The organism is Bradyrhizobium sp. th-b2 (assembly GCF_000426785.1).
GTDB classification, from domain to species: domain Bacteria; phylum Pseudomonadota; class Alphaproteobacteria; order Rhizobiales; family Xanthobacteraceae; genus Bradyrhizobium; species Bradyrhizobium septentrionale.
The window spans coordinates 66045-84765 of record NZ_AUGA01000019.1 but is presented as its reverse complement, the minus strand read 5'-3'; the positions used below and the strand labels follow the sequence as shown (position 1 = coordinate 84765).

General features: G+C 65.6%; 17 protein-coding genes and 1 pseudogene. 15 read left to right on the top strand and 3 right to left on the bottom strand.

All coding sequences use genetic code 11. The features are described 5' to 3' along the window. Positions 1–16 precede the first annotated feature (16 nt). The 4 genes and pseudogenes from phnC (at position 17) to phnE (K359_RS0122935) (ending at position 3650) form a co-directional block, all read left to right on the top strand. A complete protein-coding gene (gene phnC / locus K359_RS0122950; RefSeq protein ID WP_029081436.1) occupies positions 17–832 on the top strand; it encodes a phosphonate ABC transporter ATP-binding protein in 816 nt (271 codons plus the stop codon). Positions 833–910: 78 nt separating this feature from the next. Further along, entirely contained in the window at positions 911–1846 is a 936-nt protein-coding gene (gene phnD, locus K359_RS0122945) for a phosphonate ABC transporter substrate-binding protein (protein WP_029081435.1), read from the top strand. A 78-nt stretch (positions 1847–1924) separates the two neighbouring features. Continuing rightward, a pseudogene (gene phnE, locus K359_RS52700) lies at positions 1925–2805 on the top strand (phosphonate ABC transporter, permease protein PhnE). Next, positions 2802–3650, top strand: a complete 849-nt coding sequence (gene phnE, locus K359_RS0122935) for a phosphonate ABC transporter, permease protein PhnE (RefSeq protein ID WP_029081434.1) — start codon at positions 2802–2804, stop codon at positions 3648–3650. The pseudogene phnE (K359_RS52700) and the gene phnE (K359_RS0122935) overlap by 4 nt, the downstream one beginning before the upstream one ends. Before the next feature lie 151 nt (positions 3651–3801). Here the strand turns inward: phnE (K359_RS0122935) and phnF are convergent, their stop codons facing one another. After that, positions 3802–4527, bottom strand: coding sequence for a phosphonate metabolism transcriptional regulator PhnF (phnF, locus tag K359_RS0122930; protein ID WP_029081433.1), 726 nt, complete (start codon positions 4525–4527; stop codon positions 3802–3804). Positions 4528–4631: 104 nt separating this feature from the next. On the opposite strand from phnF, the gene phnG reads away from it, so the two are divergent. The 9 genes from phnG to K359_RS0122885 all read left to right on the top strand — a co-directional run bounded on the left by phnG (position 4632) and on the right by K359_RS0122885 (position 11649). Then, a complete protein-coding gene (phnG, locus tag K359_RS0122925; protein ID WP_029081432.1) occupies positions 4632–5093 on the top strand; it encodes a phosphonate C-P lyase system protein PhnG in 462 nt (153 codons plus the stop codon). Between the two features lie 4 nt (positions 5094–5097). Next, positions 5098–5706 (top strand): phosphonate C-P lyase system protein PhnH, encoded by a 609-nt coding sequence (gene phnH / locus K359_RS0122920; RefSeq protein ID WP_029081431.1) that lies wholly within the window; start codon positions 5098–5100, stop codon positions 5704–5706. 3 nt (positions 5707–5709) lie between these two features. Then, the gene (locus K359_RS0122915) at positions 5710–6813 is read left to right on the top strand and encodes a carbon-phosphorus lyase complex subunit PhnI (protein WP_029081430.1); all 1104 of its coding nucleotides are present in this window, start codon (positions 5710–5712) and stop codon (positions 6811–6813) included. After that, positions 6810–7694 (top strand): alpha-D-ribose 1-methylphosphonate 5-phosphate C-P-lyase PhnJ, encoded by an 885-nt coding sequence (locus K359_RS0122910; protein WP_029081429.1) that lies wholly within the window; start codon positions 6810–6812, stop codon positions 7692–7694. Before K359_RS0122915 ends, K359_RS0122910 begins: the two co-directional genes overlap by 4 nt. Continuing rightward, positions 7687–8484: a phosphonate C-P lyase system protein PhnK gene (gene phnK / locus K359_RS0122905; protein ID WP_029081428.1), complete on the top strand. Its 798-nt coding sequence runs from the start codon at positions 7687–7689 to the stop codon at positions 8482–8484. The genes K359_RS0122910 and phnK overlap by 8 nt, the downstream gene beginning before the upstream one ends. Positions 8485–8492: 8 nt before the next feature. Beyond that, positions 8493–9191: a phosphonate C-P lyase system protein PhnL gene (gene phnL, locus K359_RS0122900; protein ID WP_029081427.1), complete on the top strand. Its 699-nt coding sequence runs from the start codon at positions 8493–8495 to the stop codon at positions 9189–9191. Positions 9192–9204: 13 nt separating this feature from the next. Continuing rightward, on the top strand, positions 9205–10359 hold the full coding sequence (locus K359_RS0122895; RefSeq protein WP_029081426.1) for an alpha-D-ribose 1-methylphosphonate 5-triphosphate diphosphatase: 1155 nt from the start codon (positions 9205–9207) through the stop codon (positions 10357–10359). Further along, positions 10356–10952: a phosphonate metabolism protein/1,5-bisphosphokinase (PRPP-forming) PhnN gene (gene phnN, locus K359_RS0122890; protein WP_029081425.1), complete on the top strand. Its 597-nt coding sequence runs from the start codon at positions 10356–10358 to the stop codon at positions 10950–10952. Before K359_RS0122895 ends, phnN begins: the two co-directional genes overlap by 4 nt. Before the next feature lie 85 nt (positions 10953–11037). Next, positions 11038–11649, top strand: coding sequence for a pyridoxamine 5'-phosphate oxidase family protein (locus K359_RS0122885; RefSeq protein WP_029081424.1), 612 nt, complete (start codon positions 11038–11040; stop codon positions 11647–11649). 27 nt (positions 11650–11676) lie between these two features. Here the strand turns inward: K359_RS0122885 and K359_RS0122880 are convergent, their stop codons facing one another. Then, on the bottom strand, positions 11677–13401 hold the full coding sequence (locus tag K359_RS0122880) for a SulP family inorganic anion transporter (protein ID WP_029081423.1): 1725 nt from the start codon (positions 13399–13401) through the stop codon (positions 11677–11679). A gap of 53 nt (positions 13402–13454) precedes the next feature. Then, positions 13455–14054: a TetR/AcrR family transcriptional regulator gene (locus K359_RS0122875; protein ID WP_029081422.1), complete on the bottom strand. Its 600-nt coding sequence runs from the start codon at positions 14052–14054 to the stop codon at positions 13455–13457. Positions 14055–14257: 203 nt separating this feature from the next. On the opposite strand from K359_RS0122875, the gene K359_RS0122870 reads away from it, so the two are divergent. Next, positions 14258–15502, top strand: coding sequence for an efflux RND transporter periplasmic adaptor subunit (locus K359_RS0122870; protein ID WP_029081421.1), 1245 nt, complete (start codon positions 14258–14260; stop codon positions 15500–15502). Between the two features lie 23 nt (positions 15503–15525). Further along, complete coding sequence (locus K359_RS0122865; protein ID WP_029081420.1) at positions 15526–18708, top strand: efflux RND transporter permease subunit; 3183 nt, start codon at positions 15526–15528, stop codon at positions 18706–18708. Positions 18709–18721: the final 13 nt, after the last annotated feature.

The window sequence follows — 18721 nt, the reverse complement described above, 5'->3', positions numbered from 1 at the left end:
GCGGTTGGAGCATTACATGCTGGTGGTGGAAGGTTTGACGTGCCGGTTCGGCACAAAAGCCGCAGTCGACAACGCATCCTTCTCGATCGCGCCGGGCAGCTTTGTCGGTGTGATCGGCCGCTCCGGTGCCGGCAAGTCGACCCTGTTGCGGATGATCAATCGTCTCGCCGATCCGACCTCCGGCCGCATCCTGTTCGAAGGAACCGACGTGACTGCATTGCGCGGCAAGGCGCTGCGGCAGTGGCGGGCGCGCTCGGCGATGATCTTCCAGCAGTTCAACCTTGTCGGCCGTCTCGACGTGCTGACCAACGTGCTGATGGGCCGGCTGGCCCAGATCCCGTCCTGGCGTTCGTTGGCGCAAGCCTGGCCGGAGCAGGACAGGGCGCTCGCGATGTCCGCGCTCGATCAGTTCGACATCGCCCAGCTCGCGGCGCAGCGCGCCGACCAGCTCTCCGGCGGCCAGCAGCAGCGCGTCGCGATCGCCCGCGCGCTGGTGCAGGAGCCCGACATCATCCTCGCCGACGAGCCGATCGCCTCGCTCGATCCGCGCAACACCAAGATCGTGATGGATGCGTTGCTGCGCATCAACAAGCATTTCGGCATCACGGTGCTCTGCAATCTGCACTCGCTCGACCTGGCGCGGACCTATTGCGATCGCCTGGTCGGCATGGCGGCGGGGCGCGTGGTGTTCGACGGCGCCCCGGCGGCGCTGACCGATCATATCGCCCGCGAGCTCTACGACCTCGAGGCCAACGACGTCATGGGCGGCGCGCCAATGCCCGCGCCCGACGGCGCGTCCGTTCCGGCACTCGGCACCGCAGCCGCGGCTTGAGCGTCGCGCGTTTTCCGATCTGAATGGCCGAGCATTTTGCCCGGCCAACAGGTGCAACCATAATAAAGAGGGGTAGTCATGTTCACTCGTCGCATCATTCTGGCCGGCGTCGCCGCGCTGGCGCTCTCCGGTTCCGCATCCGCGCAGGACTGGAAGGCAAAATATCCGGAGCTCACCTTCGCGGTGGTGCCGGCGGAAAACGCCTCCGGCGTCACCGAGCGCTGGACACCGTTCGTGGCATATCTGTCGAAGGAGCTCGGCGTGAAAGTCACGCTGCGCATCGCCAATGACTACGCCGCCGTCATCGAAGGTCAGCGCGCCGGCAACATCCAGATCGCCAGCTACGGCTCGGCCTCGTTCGCGCGCGCCCGCCTGACCGGCGTCAAGACCGACGCGTTCGCCAACGACATCAACGCCGACGGTTCGACCGGCTACTACTCGGTGTTCTTCGTCAAGGCCTCGAGCCCGTACAAGAGCGTCGACGACCTGAAGGGCAAGAACCTCGGCCTGGTCGATCCGAACTCGACCTCGGGCAACAACGTGCCGCGCTTCGAGCTAGACAAGATGGGCATCGCCGACGCTGACACCTATTTCGGCAAGGTCGTGTTCACCGGCAGCCACGAGAACGCCGTTCTGGCGCTGGCGCAGGGCACCGTCGACATGGCTGCCAACCAGTGGACCAGCGACGACGATTCGACGCTCGCGCAGATGCTGACCAAGGGCATGCTGAAGAACGCCGACGACTCGGCGATGAAGAAGGACGATTTCCGCATCATCCACAAGTCGGCGCCGATCATCAACGGACCCTATGCCTACAACGCCGATCTGCCCGAGGACCTGAAGGCCGCGATCGCGAAGGCCTTCTTCGAAGCCCCGACCAAGGACAAGGCCGCGTTCGACCGTCTCTCCGACGGCCAGAAGAAGGGCTTCCATCCCGCCACCACCAAGGACTGGGATGGCACGATCGAGCTGATCAAGTTCGTCGACGCTCTGCGCAAGAAGAAGGCGAGCTGATCGTTCACCTGACGTCACGAGGCCGGGCCTGACAGCCCGGCCTTTGTTCTCAACTCCGAACCGGACTGGCACGCGTCGATGGCGACCGCCGTATCCATTCTTCCGGCGCAGCAACTGGCAACGCTGGAAGAGGCCTACCGCAGGTCGGTCTCGCGCAAGCGGCTGAAGGTCGCGCTGGCGGCGGCAATATTCTGCGCGGCCTTGGTGATCGCCGCGTTCGGCGCGGAAGTGAACCTGCGCACGCTGTTCACCTATTTCGGCAACTTCGTCAGCTATTTCGACCGCATTCTGACGCTCGAATCGGGCGCGCGGGTGTGGACCGATTTTCCCGAATGGTTCTGGGGCTGGAAGAAATGGTTGAGGATGCTCGGCGAGACCGTGCTGATCAGCTATGTAGGCACGCTGACCGGCGCGGTGTTTGCCTTCGCTCTGAATTTCTTCGCGGTCCAGAACACCTCGCCGGCGCCGTGGCTGCGCTTTGCGGTGCGCCGGCTGCTTGAATTCGCCCGCACGGTGCCCGGCATCGTGTTCGCGCTGATCTTCGTGATCGCGTTCGGCCTCGGGCCGATGGCCGGCGTGCTGGCGATCGCGATCCACTCGACCGGTGCGCTGGGAAAACTGTTCGCCGAGATCGTCGAGAACGCCGACATGAAGCCGGTCGAGGGCATCCGCTCCACCGGCGCGAGCTGGCTGTCCTGCATGCGCTTTGCCGTCCTGCCGCAGGTGTCGGCGGGCTATGCCAGCTACGCGCTGCTGTCGAGATCAACGTCCGCGAAGCCTCGGTGATGGGTTTTGTCGGGGCCGGCGGCATCGGCCAGGAGCTCGTGGTCGCGATCCGCAAGTTCTACTATTCCGACGTCAGCGCCATCCTGGTCACCATCATCATCACCGTCTTCATCATCGACATCTCGACCGGCTGGCTGCGCGGCCGGCTGTTCGGCAAGGAGACCCGGCGATGAGCCAGCTGCCGAAGCCGGACACCGGCGCGCTGCGCGCCAAATATCCCGACGCATTCGACCGGCCCGCCGCGGCGCGGCTGGCGCTGCCGGCCATGATCGTGGCGGCGCTTGCGGTCTTTGTGTACGGCCTGGTCGATCTCGACTTCTCGCCGTCCAGGCTGATCGCGGGCCTGAGCCAGCTCGGCTGGATCACCATGCTGATGATCCCGCCGAATCCCGGCGCGTCATTCCCGCTCTACATGCAGGCGCTCGGCGAAACGCTGTCGATCGCGCTGCTCGGCACCACGCTTGCGGCGTTGCTGGCGCTGCCGGTCAGCCTGCTGGCGGCGCGCAACATCATCCCCTCGAACCTGATCCGCTTTCCGGTACGCCGCTTCCTCGATTCGATCCGCGGCGTCGACACCCTGATCTGGGCGCTGGTCTGGATCAACGTCGTCGGCCTCGGGCCGTTCGCCGGCGTGCTCGCGATCATGGTGTCGGACTTCGGCGCGTTCGGAAAACTGTTCTCCGAGGCGATCGAGGCGGCCGACCGCAAGCAGGTCGAGGGCATCCGTGCCTCCGGCGGCAATACGCTGCATGAAATCCGCTTCGGCCTGCTGCCGCAGGTGTTGCCCGTGATCGCAGGCCAGGTGCTCTATTTCATCGAGTCGAACACGCGTTCGGCCACCATCATCGGCATCGTCGGCGCCGGCGGCATCGGCCTGCAACTCGCCGAGCAGATCCGCGTGCTGGAATGGCAGAAGGTGTCGTTCCTGATCCTGATGATCCTGATCGCAGTCGCGGCGATCGACTTCATCTCGAGCAAGCTGCGCTTTGCGATTATCGGTCAGCGCGCTGTGGTGTAGTTTCTTCTTCGCCTCTCCCCGCGGCGCGGGGAGAGGTCGGAATTTTCGCGCAGCGCAAATTCGGGTGAGGGGGACTCTCTGCGCACTCCAAGCTTTCGAATTTGCGGAGATAGCCCCTCACCCCGACCCTCTCCCCGAGGGAGCAGAGAGATCAGCCGTTCTCGACCAGAAACTCCACGCGCTCGGCGGCGAAGCGCGAGCGTTTGGTCACCAGCGGCTGGTCCAGCATGTCGACGTCGGTTGCGTCGACCACCAGCACCGGCCGTCCCAGCGGCAGATCGAGACGTGCAGCATCGGTGGCATCGGCGATTGCTGCGGTGATTCGGGTCGAGGCGCGATGGTAATCCCTGACGCCGTAATGCCCGAGCAGCTTGGTCATCGAGCGGACGTTGGCGAACACGTCGCCGGCATCGGGAAACCGCTCGGCCGACAGCCATGTGGTGGAAACGCAGATCGGCGTCCGGTCGGCGAGGCGCACCGACTCGATTCGGATCAGCGGCGCGCCGATCTTCAGGCCGAGCTCGCGCGCGATCTCGCGGTTGGCGATATCCTCGCCGGCCTCGATCATCTGGCCGCGCGGCTCGTGGCCGCCGGCGCCGACGATCTCCGAAAACCTTGTGCGTGACCGCAGGGGATAGGCGAGGCGTTGGGCCTCGACATAGGTGCCGCTGCCGCGCTCGGCGCGCACCAGGCCGCGCTCGGCCAACGCGGCGAGCGCCCGCCGCACGGTGTGGCGATTGACCCGGTAAGTCTCGGCGATCTCCATCTCGCCCGGCAGCTTTTCGCCCGCGGCAAAGCGGCCGTCAGCGATGCCGCGCTCGATGCCGTCGGCGACCTGCCGCCATAAGGCGACGCCGGAACTTTCCTGCATGCTCATGGCGCGGTGATACCAGAAATCGTCGGTTTGTCACGAAACAGTCATGGCGCTCGGCTATCAAGTTGTCTATTATTATAGACAACTTGACATAGGCAAGGTTGCCCATGAGTTCGACCGGACCAAACAGCAAACAGGCCCAGCGTAAGGCCGCGATGACGGTGCTGGCGCATTCCGCCGCTTCCGACATCGCAGGCCGGCTCGCCGCGATTGTGGTGCCCGCGCATGAGAACCTGCGCGAGCCGGAGAACGGCCTTGTGATGCTGCGCGGGCGGATCGGCGGCGACGGCGCACCGTTCAATCTCGGCGAGGCGACGGTGTCGCGCGCGGCGGTGCGGCTTGCGAGCGGCGAGGTCGGCTTCGGCTACACGCTCGGCCGCGATGCGCAGAAGGCGCAGATGATCGCGCTGTGCGACGCCATGGTGCAGTCGGCGGAGTTGTCCGGCGAAGTCGAGGCGAAGGTGATCGCGCCGCTGCGTGTGGTCATGAACGCCGAACGCTCCCGCAAGGCCGCCGAGACCGCGGCGACGCGGGTCGATTTCTACACGATGGTGCGCGGTGAGGGGTGATGCAATGACGACGATTGCCGAAATGCCCGCAGGTTTTGCCGACAAGGTGCTGTCGGCGCAATCAACCTTCCGTTCCGTGATGGAGGCGATGGCGCGTCCGGGCAGCGTGCAGCGCGTCGCCGCGAGCGCAGGCGCGCCCGCCGGTATGATGCGCGGCGCGGCCGCGATCGCGCTGACGCTGTTCGATCACGACACGCCGATCTGGCTCGATGCCGCGATGTCGGCGACGCCGGATGTCGCCCGCTGGCTGAAGTTTCACGCCAGCGCGCCGGTGGTCGGGGATTCCTCGATCGCGAGCTTCGCGCTGATCGGCGATCCCGCGAATCTGCCGGCGCTCGAGCGTTTCGCGTTCGGCAGCAACGAATATCCGGATCGTTCGACCACGCTGATCCTGCAGGTCGACAGCCTGACACAGGGCCCGGCCTTCGAGCTGAAGGGGCCCGGCATCGACGGCAGCGCGCTGCTGCAGGCGATGATCAAGCCGCGCGATCTGTTCGAGCGGCTGTCGATCAACGAGGTCCTGTTCCCGCGCGGCATCGATGTCGTGCTGGTCCATGAAGATGCCATTGTCGCGATCCCGCGCACCACGCGGCTGATCGCAAGCGGAGTGTGAGCGATGTATGTAGCGGTCAAGGGAGGCGAGCGCGCCATCGAGAACGCCCATCGCCTGCTCGCGCATGAGCGGCGCGGCGATCGCGACGTGCCCGAGGTGACGCTGGCGCAGATATCCGAACAGCTCGCGCTCGGTGTCGATCGGGTGATGAGCGAGGGTTCGCTTTACGACCGCGAGCTCGCGGCGCTGGCGATCAAGCAGGCGCGCGGCGACATGATCGAGGCGATCTTCCTGGTCCGTGCGTTCCGCGCCACGCTGCCGCGCTTCGGTGCCACCGAGCCGGTCAACACCGGCGAGATGCAGGTGCGGCGGCGCATCTCCTCGACCTTCAAGGACGTTCCGGGCGGCCAGATCCTCGGCCCGACCTTCGACTACACCCACCGCCTGCTCGATCCGCAACTCGCGGAAGGCTTTGTGCCGGAGCAGCCGGCGACGTCGGAAGCCTCGCAGGCGGCAACGCCGCGGGTCACCGACATTCTCGGCCGCGACGGCCTGATCGAGCTCTCGCCGCAGGCCGAGGCCGACGCGCCGGTCGGCGACCTCACGCGCGAGCCGCTGAGCTTTCCGGCCGATCGCGATCTGCGGCTGCAGAATCTTGCGCGCGGCGACGAGGGCTTTCTGCTCGCGCTCGGCTACTCGACGCAGCGCGGTTACGGCCGCAACCATCCCTTCGCCGGCGAGATCCGGTTCGGCGAGGTCGAGGTCGAATTCTCAGCCGAGGACGTCGGCTTCGCGGTGCCGCTGGGTTCGATCGAGCTGACCGAGTGCCAGATGGTCAACCAGTTCAAGGGCTCGACGACCGAGGCGCCGTGCTTTACCCGCGGCTACGGCCTCGCCTTCGGCCAGAGCGAGCGCAAGACCATGTCGATGGCGCTGGTCGACCGCGCGCTGCGCGCGCGCGAGCACGGCGAGGAAGCCGCCGCACCGGCGCAGGACGAGGAGTTCGTGATGTCGCACTCCGACAATGTGCAGTCGACCGGCTTCGTCGAGCATCTCAAGCTGCCGCATTATGTCGACTTCCAGTCCGAGCTCGGCCTGTTGCGCAAGCTTCGGCAGGAGTTCGCCGAGGCCAACCGGGCAGTCGAACTGCAGGAGGCCGCGGAATGAACGCGCCGACATACAACTTCGCCTATCTCGACGAGCAGACCAAGCGGATGATCCGCCGCGCGATCCTGAAGGCGATCGCGATCCCCGGCTATCAGGTGCCGTTTGCCAGCCGCGAGATGCCGATGCCGTATGGCTGGGGCACCGGCGGCGTGCAGGTGACGGCGGCGATCCTCGGCCCCGACGACGTGCTGAAGGTGATCGATCAGGGCTCGGACGACACCACCAACGCGATCTCGATCCGCAAATTCTTCGGCAAGACCGCGGGCGTTGCGACCACGACGTCGACGACGGATGCGACCGTGATCCAGACCCGGCATCGCATTCCCGAAGCGCCGCTGCACGCCGGGCAGGTGCTGGTCTATCAGGTGCCGATCCCGGAGCCGCTGCGCTTCCTCGAGCCGCGCGAGACCGAGACGCGGCGGATGCACGCGCTCGCCGAATACGGGCTGATGCATGTCAAGCTGTACGAGGACATCGCGCGCTTCGGCCACATCGCGACCGCCTACGCCTATCCGGTGAAGGTGAATGCGCGCTATGTGATGGACCCTTCGCCGACCCCGAAATTCGACAATCCGAAGATGGACAATTGCGCGGCACTGCAGCTGTTCGGTGCCGGCCGCGAGAAGCGCATCTACGCGATCCCGCCCTACACCACGGTGGTCTCGCTGGATTTCGAGGATCACCCGTTCACGCGCTACCGCTTCAATGCGCCCTGCGCGCTGTGCGGCGCCGACTCCTCCTATCTCGACGAGATCGTCACCGACGACAAGGGCGGGCGGATGTTCGTCTGCTCCGACACCGACTTCTGCGAGCAGCGCCAGGCGGCCGGCCATCACGGCACCGAGAGCGCGGCGCCCCACAAGGAGAAGGTGCATGTCTGAGCTCTCAAGCCTCGACACCGACCAGCTGATGCTGGTTGCCGAGGGGCTCGGCAAAAATTATGGCCGGCTTCCGGCCTGCCGCGATGTCTCGTTCGCGCTCTATCCCGGCGAAGTGCTGGCGATCGTCGGCGAATCCGGCTCGGGCAAGTCGACGCTGCTGCAGCTGCTCTCGGCGCAGCTTGCGCCCAGCGCGGGGCGGGTGTCCTACCGGATGCGCGACGGCGTGCTGCGCGATCTCGCCGAACTCGGCGAGGCGGAGCGGCGCTTCCTGTTCCGCACCGACTGGGGCTTTGTGCATCAGGACCCGGCGCAGGGATTGCGCATGGGGGTCTCGGCCGGCGCCAATGTCGGCGAGCGGCTGATGGCGGTCGGCTGGAATCACTACGGCCGAATCCGCGGCACCGCCTCGACCTGGCTGGAGCGGGTCGAGATCGATGTCGGCCGCATCGACGATGCGCCAAAGACCTATTCGGGCGGCATGCGGCAGCGGCTGCAGATAGCGCGCAACCTGGTCACTGAGCCGCGGTTGGTGTTCATGGATGAGCCGACTGGCGGCCTCGACGTCTCGGTGCAGGCGCGCCTGCTCGATTTGATGCGCAATCTGGTCAGCGAGTTGGGCTTGGCCGCCATCGTCGTGACCCACGATCTCGCGGTCGCACGGTTGTTGTCGCATCGCGTGATGGTGATGAAGGGCGGTCGCGTCATCGAGACCGGCCTCACCGACCAGGTGCTCGACGATCCCCGCGAGCCGTACACGCAGCTGCTCGTTTCCTCGATTCTCCCGCCATGAGCTTGCCAATGACCGCGATGATCGAACTCACCAACGCCGAGAAGACCTTCATCATGCATCTGCAGGGCGGCGTCGAGCTGCCCGTGGTGCGCGGCGTCTCGTTCCACGTCGCATCAAGCGAATGCGTGGTGCTGTCCGGCCCGTCGGGCGCCGGCAAATCCTCGATCCTGAAGATGATCTTCGGCAATTACCGCTGCGACAGCGGCCGGATCGGCATTCGTCACCACGGCAAGGTGATCGACCTCGCCACCGCCGAGCCCCGCCAGGTGCTGAGCATCCGCCGCTCGACGATCGGCTATGTCAGCCAGTTCCTGCGTGCGGTGCCGCGGGTGGCGACGATCGACGTCGTCGCCGAGCCGCTGATCGTCAACGGCGTGGCGCGCGAGGAGGCCCGCGAGCGTGCCGGCCGCCTGCTGCGCCGGCTGAATATCCCGGAGCGCCTCTGGACCTTGCCGCCCTCGACCTTCTCCGGCGGCGAGCAGCAGCGCGTCAATATCGCGCGCGGCTTCATCTCGGAGCTGCCGATCCTGCTGCTCGACGAACCGACCGCTTCGCTCGATGCGGCGAATCGCGCAGTGGTGGTCGAGCTGATCGCGGAGAAAAAGACCAGGGGCGTCGCGATGGTCGCGATTGTCCATGACGACGAAATCCGTCATCTGATTGCCGATCGCATCGTCGACGTGACCTCGTTCGCCGCTGCTGCCTGAAGGACCGTTTGAAATGACCGCCAAGCAAGACACCATCATCGGCAACGCCCGGCTGGTCCTCGCCGACCGCGTGATCGAGCAGGGCTGGGTCGCGATAGCGGACGGCAGGATCGCCGAATACGGCGAGGGCAGGGCGCCCGAGGTAGCCGAGGACGCCGGCGGCGATCTCCTGATGCCCGGGCTGATCGAGCTGCACACTGACCATCTCGAGATGCACTACGTGCCGCGGCCAAAAGTGTTCTGGAACCCGATCGCGGCCGTGATCTCCTATGACGGGCAGCTCGCGACCTCGGGCATCACCACGGTGCTGGATTCGCTACGGGTGTGGCGCGAGGACGGCGCCGAGGATGTCGACGGCCGCGCCGGCGTATTGGCGGCGGCGATCTCGGCCGCACGCGAGGAGAATCTGCTGCGCGCCGATCACTTCCTGCATCTGCGCTGCGAAGTGCCGATGCCGGATGTCGTTGCCGAGGCCAAGGAGCTGATCGACCGGCCTGACGTGCGACTGATGTCGCTGATGGACCACACCCCGGGCCAGCGCCAGTTCCGCGACGAGGTGAAGCTGCGTGACTATTACCGCGGCAAGGGCGGCGGCATGACCGACGCCCAGCTCGACGTGCTGTTCGCGCGGCGCTTCGCCTATCAGAAGGAATATGCCGTCACCAACACCCGCGCGATCGTCGCGCTGGCGCACGAATACAAGATCCCCCTGGCGAGCCATGACGACACCACCGACGAGAACGTGGTCGACGCCGTCAACGACAAGGTCGCGGTCGCGGAATTCCCGACCACGATGGAAGCCGCGCGGGGGCTGCACGCGGCCGGCATCGACATCCTGATGGGTGCGCCGAACGTGGTGCGCGGCGGCTCGCACTCCGGCAATATCGCCGCCGTCGATCTCGCCAATGAGGGCATGCTCGATATCCTGTCGTCGGACTACATCCCGTCCAGCCTGCTGATGGCGGCGCTGCAGCTGCCGCTTCATGTGCCGGCGATCGATCTCGCCTCCGCCGTCCGCACCGTGACCAAGACGCCGGCCGAGGCGGTTGGGCTCGCCGATCGCGGCGAGATCGCGGTCGGCAGGCGGGCCGATCTGATCCGCGTGCATGTCGCGCGCGACCTGCCGGTGGTGCGCAGCGTCTGGCGCGAAGGAGCCAGGGTCGCATGAGCGAACTCCCTGCCGTCGCCGCGCAGCACGCCACCACGATTGGTCCCGGCCGGTTGATCCTGGTGGTCGGCCCGAGCGGCGCCGGCAAGGACACGCTGCTGGGGTTGGCGAAGGCGGCCTGTGCGGATGATCGCGACATTGTCTTCGCGCGCCGGCTGATCACCCGCCAGGCGTCAGTGTCGGAAGACAATGAGGAGGTCAGCGCGGACACCTTCCAGCGCGCGGCCGCGGCCGGCGACTATGCTATGCACTGGGAGGCGCACGGCCATCGCTACGCGCTGTCGCGGACGATCGACGATGCTATCAGGGCCGGGCGCACCGTGATCGCGAACGTCTCGCGCACGGTGGTCGCAGCCGCCCGCCGCAACTATGCCAATGCCATCGTGGTGTCGGTCACGGCGCCGCCGGACGTGCTGGCTGCGCGACTGGCGGCGCGCGGGCGTGCCAGCGACGGCGGGCTCGCGCAGCGGCTGGGGCGCACCGTCGACGAGAGCGCAGCGCCGCCTGATCTCACCATCATCAACTCCGGCACCGCCGAATATCACGCGCGACAGCTTGTCCGCATCATCAAGGGTGAACGCTGGGATGGCTAGAGCGTTTTCGAGCGAAGTGGACGCCGGTTCGCGTGAAGAAAACGCGTCGAACAAGAAGCTCTAACGAAAGAGGAGGACAGCACGAATGTCGGTGATCTCTACGATCGAGCAGCTTGAGGCGATCTACGGTTTCCCAAATGACGCGTCGACCGTGAAGGTCGCCGATCACGTGACGCCGCTCTATCGTGTGCTCATCGAGAAATCGCCGTTCGTGTCGCTCGCGACCTCTGGCCCCGAGGGGCTCGACTGCTCGCCGCGCGGCGACCTGCCGGGCTTCGTGCGCATCCATGATGCGAAGACGCTGATGATGCCGGATCGCCGCGGCAACAATCGCTGCGATTCGCTGCGCAACATCGTTCGCGATCCCCGCGTCGGGCTGTTGTTCCTGATCCCGGGCTCGGGCAGCACGCTGCGTGTCAACGGCCGCGGCCATGTCTCGGCCGAGCCGGAGCTGCTCGCCTCGTTCAAGATGGAGGGCAAGGCGCCGCGCACGGTGATCGTGATGAATGTGGACGAGATCTATTTCCAGTGCGCCCGCGCGATCGTGCGCTCCGACCTCTGGAATCCGGACAAGCAGGTCGATCCGAAGGCGTTGCCGACGCCAGGCCAGATCCTCGCCGAAATGAGCGAGCACACGGTCGGTGGTGAAAAATACGATCGCGAGTGGCCGGAGCGCGCGCGGCAGACGATGTGGTGACGTGCGCCCGGACGGTCGGGGTTGAACCTAGGATATAGCCCGGTCTTCCCAGTCCTCCCAAGTCACGTCGGCATTGATCTCGAGGTAGTGCGAAACGGCGACGCCGATGGTCGGGAAGAAGTTGTTCTCGCCAAGCTGCGCCAACAAGCCGAATTTCTTCAGCTTGTCCTTGACGGGATCCTTGAGCTCGGCAAAGCACAGCTCTATCCCTTGTGCGTGCAATGCATCGTCCAGCTCGGCGAGAATGTCGCCGGCGGTCACGTCCACGCTGGTGACCGGCTCGGCCGCAACGACCAGCCAGCGCACCGGCGTCGGAGATTTCGCCACGGCATCCAGCACACGTTCCCTGAAGAACTCGGCATTCGCAAAGAACAACGGCGCATCCCACCGGAACAACACCAGCCCGGGGATTTGGCGCGCGTCCGGATATCGCGTGATGTCGTGATAGCCCTTCACGCCGGAGGCGCGGCCCAGCACGGCGGAATGCGGCCGCCATCCGTCCCACAGGAACTCGATGATGGCGATCACGATGGCGAGGCCTATTCCCGGAATCACTCCCAGCACGGCCACGCCAACAAAGCAGACCACCGATAGCCAGAACTCCCACCGCTGGATGGCGTAGATTCGCCTGAGATCGCTGAACTCAAATAGGCCGAGCGCGGCGGCGATGACGACGGCGGCCAATGCGGCGTTGGGCAAGTGCTGAAGCAGGTTCGGCGCCATCAGCAGCAGAAGAGCGATGGCAAGCGCGCCGATGACGCTGGTAAGTTGGGTGCGCGCTCCGGCGGCTTCCGCAACGGGCGTGCGCGATCCGCTGCTGCTGATCGGAAAGCCCTGAAAGAAGCCGGCCGCCAGATTGGCCGCGCCGAGCCCCACCATCTCCTGGTTGGGATCAACGCGATCGCCCAATCGTCCCGCATAGGCCCGCGAAAGCACGCTGGTGTCGGCGAATGACACCAGCGCGACGGCGCAACCGCCGATCAGCACCTGCACGATATCGCCATAGCCGATCCAGGGAATCGCGAATCCCGGCAGGCCCTGGGGAAGCGAACCCAAAACTGTCACGTTAAAGCGCGCTCCAAGATCGAGCACGCCGGTGACGACCGTCGCCGCAACGACGGCAATCAGAATGCTGGGAAGCCGCTTGTTCCGCTGGAGCAGCAGGATCACCGCCAATGTGGCAAGGCCGATCCCGAGCGCGATCCAATTCGTCTTTCCGTCAAGAACCGCTCCGACGACCGCCCAGAGGCTGCGCAGAGGTCCATCGCTTTCGATGGAGAAGCCGAACAGCTTTGGCAGCTGGCTGATCAGCACGGTCAGGGCAATTCCATTCATGTAGCCGTAGCGGATCGGCTTGGAGAGAAGCTCTGTCAGGAATCCCAACCGCGCGATGCCCGCCACGATGCATATCGTTCCGGAGACGATAGCCATCATCGCGGCGAGGGCCACCGCGCGCATGGGATCGCCGCCCGACAGCGGAACGACAACGCCGAGGATGATGGCTGCAAGCGCCGAGTCCGGTCCCAGGACGAGGATGCGGCTCGGCCCGAACAACGCGTAGACGAGCAGCGGGATGATCGTCGCGTAAAGTCCGTAGATACCCGGCAAGCCGGACGCTTCCGCATAGGCGATGCCGACCGGGACCAGCATGGTCGCGAGCACAAGCCCCGCGACGATGTCGTGTGGAAACCACGCCGCTTGGTATCGACGGAGCGTGTTGAGACCTGGCAGCCAGCTGGTCCAGTGATGCATTGCCGGTCACTCCCAACTGCGTTGGGGCTCGCGTGCGCATGACTTGAACCGCTCTAGCCCTTCGCCTGTTCATCGAACGCCTTCAGCGACACCGCCGCAATCTCGCGCAGCGCGTTGCGGTCGGCGCCGGAGGAGGCCATCACGCACATGCCTGATGTGACCGCGGAGAGATAGCGGGCAAGCATGGCCGGATCGGCGCTTTCGTTCAGGTCGCGTTCGGCCTTGGCGCGGACAAAGCGTTCGCGCAACTGGTCTTCGGTGTGGGTGCGGCGCGCCGCCAGTTCGAATGGAACATTTTCCGAGCCGGTGCCGCAGGCAAGGCCGCCCTGGACCAGCAGACAGCCGGGCGGGTTGGCGGGATCGGTCTGGGCGTCCGCGTGCTCCATCAGAAATCGTTCGGCCACCTCGCGGGCGGTGGCGGCGCCCAAAACCGTTTCCATCCAGGCGTCACGGCGCTCGGTGTAGCGGTCGAGGGCGGCCTTCAGCAGGCCTTCCTTGCTGCCGAAGGCGGCATAGAGGCTCGGCGGATTGATGTTCATCGCCTCGGTGAGCTGCGCAATCGTCGCACCCTCGTAACCATGGCGCCAGAACACGTCCATCGCCTGGTCCAAAGCGGCATCCGCGTCGAAAGCGCGGGGGCGTCCCATACCCATTTTCGTTACTCCGTAAGCCGGGTGCCGTTTCTGTGACGGATTGTCCCTGGCTTATCCTCTTGTTGCACGTGATGTTTTTCCGCGGCTTCTCATTTCCCCACGAATGCGCTAAGAAAATCATAGTGCTCGATACATAAGTATCTTGCGAACCGGCGTCCAGCTCCACATCTGTAGTGAACACTACAGATATCTGGAGCGCGTGAATGCCCTCGTCAACCCAAAATCCTCGTTCCGGCCGCCTCCGACGCGTCGTCGGCGGTATTGTGATCCTCGGCGCCCTCGGCGTCGCCGGTTCGATCGCGACCGGCCACTATTTTCATGCCGCCCAGGCGACCGCCACAGCAGCCGCCCCCGAACCGGCGGTGCCGGTGACCGTGGCCGTGATCCAGCCACGCCCGACCACCCTGTTCGATGACTTCTCGGGCCGGCTCGAGGCGGTCGACCGCGTCCAACTCCGGCCGCGGGTCGCGGGCGCGATCCTGGCGACCAACTTCACCGAAGGCGCGCTGGTGAAGTCCGGCGACATCCTGTTCAAGATCGACCCCGCGCCCTACGCCGCCGAGGTCGACCGCGCCCAGGCGCAGCTCGAGGCCGCCAGGGCCCGCGCCGTCTTCACCGCGAGCGAGGTCGAGCGCGGCGCACAGCTGGTCGGCAACAACATCGTCACCAAGCGCGACTTCGACCAGCGCGACAACACCAATCGCGAGGCGATCGCCAACGTCAAGGCGGCTGAAGCCGCGCTGCAGACCGCAAAACTCAATCTCGATTACACCGAGGTCCGCGCACCGGTCGACGGCCGGGTCGGCAGGATCGAGATCACAGTCGGCAATCTCGTCGCCGCGGGCACCTCGTCGCCGGTGCTGACCTCGCTGGTCTCGGTCAACCCGATCTATGCGAGCTTCGATGCGGATGAGGAGGTCGTGCTGCGCGCGCTGAACTCGATCGCAGACGCCTCCGGCAAGCGCGGCAATCTCGATCAGATCCCGGTCGACATGGTGACGTCAGGCGGCCTCAGCGCCAAGGGCCACATCCAGCTGATCGACAACCAGGTCAACGGGCAGAGCGGCACCATCCGCGTCCGCGCCGTGTTCAGGAACGATGACGGCCGGCTGATCCCCGGACAGTTCGCCCGCGTGCGCATGGGCCAGCCGAAAGAGCAGACGATGGTGCTGATCGACGAGCGCGCCGTCGGCACCGACCAGGACAAGAAGTTCGTCATGCTGGTCGGCGACGACAGCCGCGCGGTCTATCGCCCGGTCACGCTCGGCGGTGCGGTCGACGGCCTGCGGATCGTGACCGCCGGCCTGAAATCCGGCGACCGCATCGTCGTCAACGGCCTGCAGCGCGTGCGTCCCGGCGCACTTCTGAAGATGGAAGTCGCCGAGATGGGCGCGCGCGGTATGCAGCAGGCATCCACTGAAACCAACCAGCACGTCGTGCGGCGCTAGGCGCTGCGCGCGGGGGCGGAGCCATGAATCTCTCAAAATTCTTCATCGACCGGCCGATCTTTGCCGGCGTGCTATCGATCCTGATCTTCCTGGCCGGTCTGATCTCGCTGCTGGCGATGCCGATCTCGGAATATCCCGACGTGGTGCCGCCGTCGGTCGTGGTGCGCGCGACGTATCCGGGTGCCAATCCGAAGGTGATCGCCGAGACGGTGGCAACGCCGATCGAGGAACAGATCAACGGCGTCGAGGGCATGCTCTATATGTCGAGCCAGGCGACCACCGACGGCGCGATGACGCTGACGGTGACGTTCCGGCTCGGCACCGACCCCGACAAGGCGACCCAGCTGGTGCAGAACCGCGTGCAGCAGGCCGAACCGCGCCTGCCGGCCGTGGTGCGCCAGCTCGGCATCATCACCAAGAAGAGCTCGCCCGACCTTACCATGGTCGTGCATTTGCTGTCGCCGAACAACCGCTACGACATGACGTATCTGCGCAACTACGCAGTGCTCAACGTCAAGGACCGATTGGCGCGGATCGACGGCGTCGGCGACGTCCAGCTCTATGGCGCCGGCGACTATTCGATGCGGGTCTGGGTCGATCCGCAGAAGGCCGCCGAGCACGCGCTGACCGCAAGCGACGTCGTCCGCGCGATCCAGGCGCAGAACGTCGAGGCCGCCGCCGGCGTGGTCGGCTCCTCGCCGAGCGTCAAGGGCCTCGATCTCCAGCTGTCCGTCAACGCCGAGGGACGGCTGTCGACCGAGGAGCAGTTCGGCGACATCGTGGTGAAGACCGGCGCGAATGGTGAGGTGGTGCGGCTGCGCGACGTTGCCCGGATCGAGCTCGGCGCCTCCGAATACGGCCTGCGCTCGCTGCTCGACAACAAGCAGGCGGTCGCGATCCCGATCTTCCAGGCGCCAGGTTCGAACGCGCTGGAGATCTCCGACCATGTCCGCGCCACCATGGCCGAGATCAAGAAGAACATGCCGGAAGGCGTGTCGTACCAGATCGTCTACGATCCCACCCAGTTCGTGCGCTCGTCGATCGAGGCCGTCATCCACACACTGCTCGAGGCGATCGCGCTCGTCGTGCTGGTCGTGATCCTGTTTCTGCAGACCTGGCGCGCCTCGATCATTCCGCTGATCGCGGTTCCGGTGTCGATCGTCGGCACCTTCGCGGTGATGCATGTGTTCGGCTTCTCGATCAACGCGCTGAGCCTGTTCGGCCTGGTGCTCGCGATCGGTATCGTGGTCGACGACGCCATCGTCGTGGTCGAGAATGTCGAGCGCAACATCGGATCCGGCCTGTCGCCGCGCGACGCCACCAACCAGGCGATGCGCGAAGTGTCGGGCCCGATCATCGCGATCGCGCTGGTGCTGATCGCGGTGTTCGTGCCGCTCGCTTTCATCTCCGGGCTGACCGGGCAGTTCTACAAGCAGTTCGCGCTGACGATCGCGATCTCGACCGTGATCTCCGCGATCAATTCGCTGACGCTGTCGCCGGCGCTGTCGGCACTGCTGCTGAAGGGGCATCACGAGCCGAAGGACTGGCTGACCCGGGTCATGGAGAAGTCGCTGGGCTGGTTCTTCCGCGGCTTCAACAAGGTCTTCACCAAGTCTTCCGAGAATTACGGCCGCACCGTCACCAAGGTGATCTACGGCAAGGCCGTGGTGATCGGCCTCTATGTGCTCCTGATCGGTGTCACCGGCGTGCTGTTCAAGCAGGTCCCGAGTGGCTTCGTGCCGGGTCAGGACAAGCAATATCTGGTTGGCTTTGCCCGGCTGCCCGATGGCGCGACGCTCGACCGCACCGAGGAAGTGATCCGCAAGATGAGCGACATCGCGCTGACCCAGCCGGGCGTCGAAAGCTCAGTGGCGTTCCCGGGCCTGTCGATCTCCGGCTTCACCAACTCCTCCAACGCCGGCATCGTGTTCTCGACCTTGAAGCCGTTCGACGAGCGCAAGGATCCCTCGCTCAGCGGTCCGGCGATCGCGGCGGCGCTAAACAAGAAGTATGCCGGCATCCAGGATGCCTTCATCGCGATGTTCCCGCCGCCGCCGGTCAACGGCCTCGGCACCATCGGCGGCTTCAAGCTGCAGATCGAGGACCGCGCGGGCCTCGGCTATGAGGCGCTGAACGACGCGACCAAGGCGTTCATGACGGCGATGCAAAAGGCGCCGGAAATCGCTGGCGTGTTCTCGAGCTTCCAGGTCAACGTGCCGCAGCTGTTCGCCGACATCGACCGTACCAAGGCGTTGCAGCTCGGCGTGCCGGTGACGGAAGTCTTCAACACGCTGCAGATCTATCTCGGCTCCTACTACGTCAACGACTTCAACAAATTCGGCCGCACCTATTCGGTCTATGTGCAGGCGGATGCGCCGTTCCGCGCGCGTGCCGACGACATCAGGCAGCTGAAGGTCCGCTCGTCGTCCGGCGACATGGTGCCGCTGTCGGCGCTGTTGAAGGTCCGCCAGAGCGCGGGGCCGGAGCGTGCGATCCGCTACAACGGCTTCCTGTCATCGGACATCAACGCCGCCGCGGCGCCCGGCTATTCCTCCGGCCAGGCGCAGGAGGCGGCAACGCGGATCGCCGCCGAAACGCTGCCGCCGGGCTTTGCCTTCGAATGGACTGACCTGACTTATCAGGAGTTCATCGCCGGCAATTCCGGGCTCTGGGTGTTCCCGCTGGCGATCCTGCTGGTGTTCCTGGTGCTCGCCGCGCTCTATGAGAGCCTGGCGCTGCCGCTCTCGATCATCATGATCGTGCCGATGGGCCTGTTGGCCGCGATGTTCGGGGTCTGGCTGTCGAAGGGCGACAACAACGTCTTCACCCAGATCGGCCTGATCGTGCTGGTCGGATTGTCGGCCAAGAACGCCATCCTGATCGTCGAATTCGCGCGCGAGCTCGAATTCGCCGGACGTTCGCCGATCCGTGCTGCGATCGAGGCGAGCCGGCTGCGGCTGCGGCCGATCCTGATGACGTCGATGGCGTTCATCATGGGCGTGCTGCCGCTGGTGCTGTCGACCGGCGCGGGCTCGGAGATGCGGCGCGCGATGGGTGTCGCGGTGTTCTCCGGCATGATCGGCGTCACGATCTTCGGCCTGTTCCTGACGCCGGTGTTCTATGTGCTGCTACGGAGCCTTACCGGCATGAAGCCGCTGACGCAGCACGGCGAGGCGACCATTCCCGGAAAAGCACACGCGGCATGATGCCGCGTGTGTA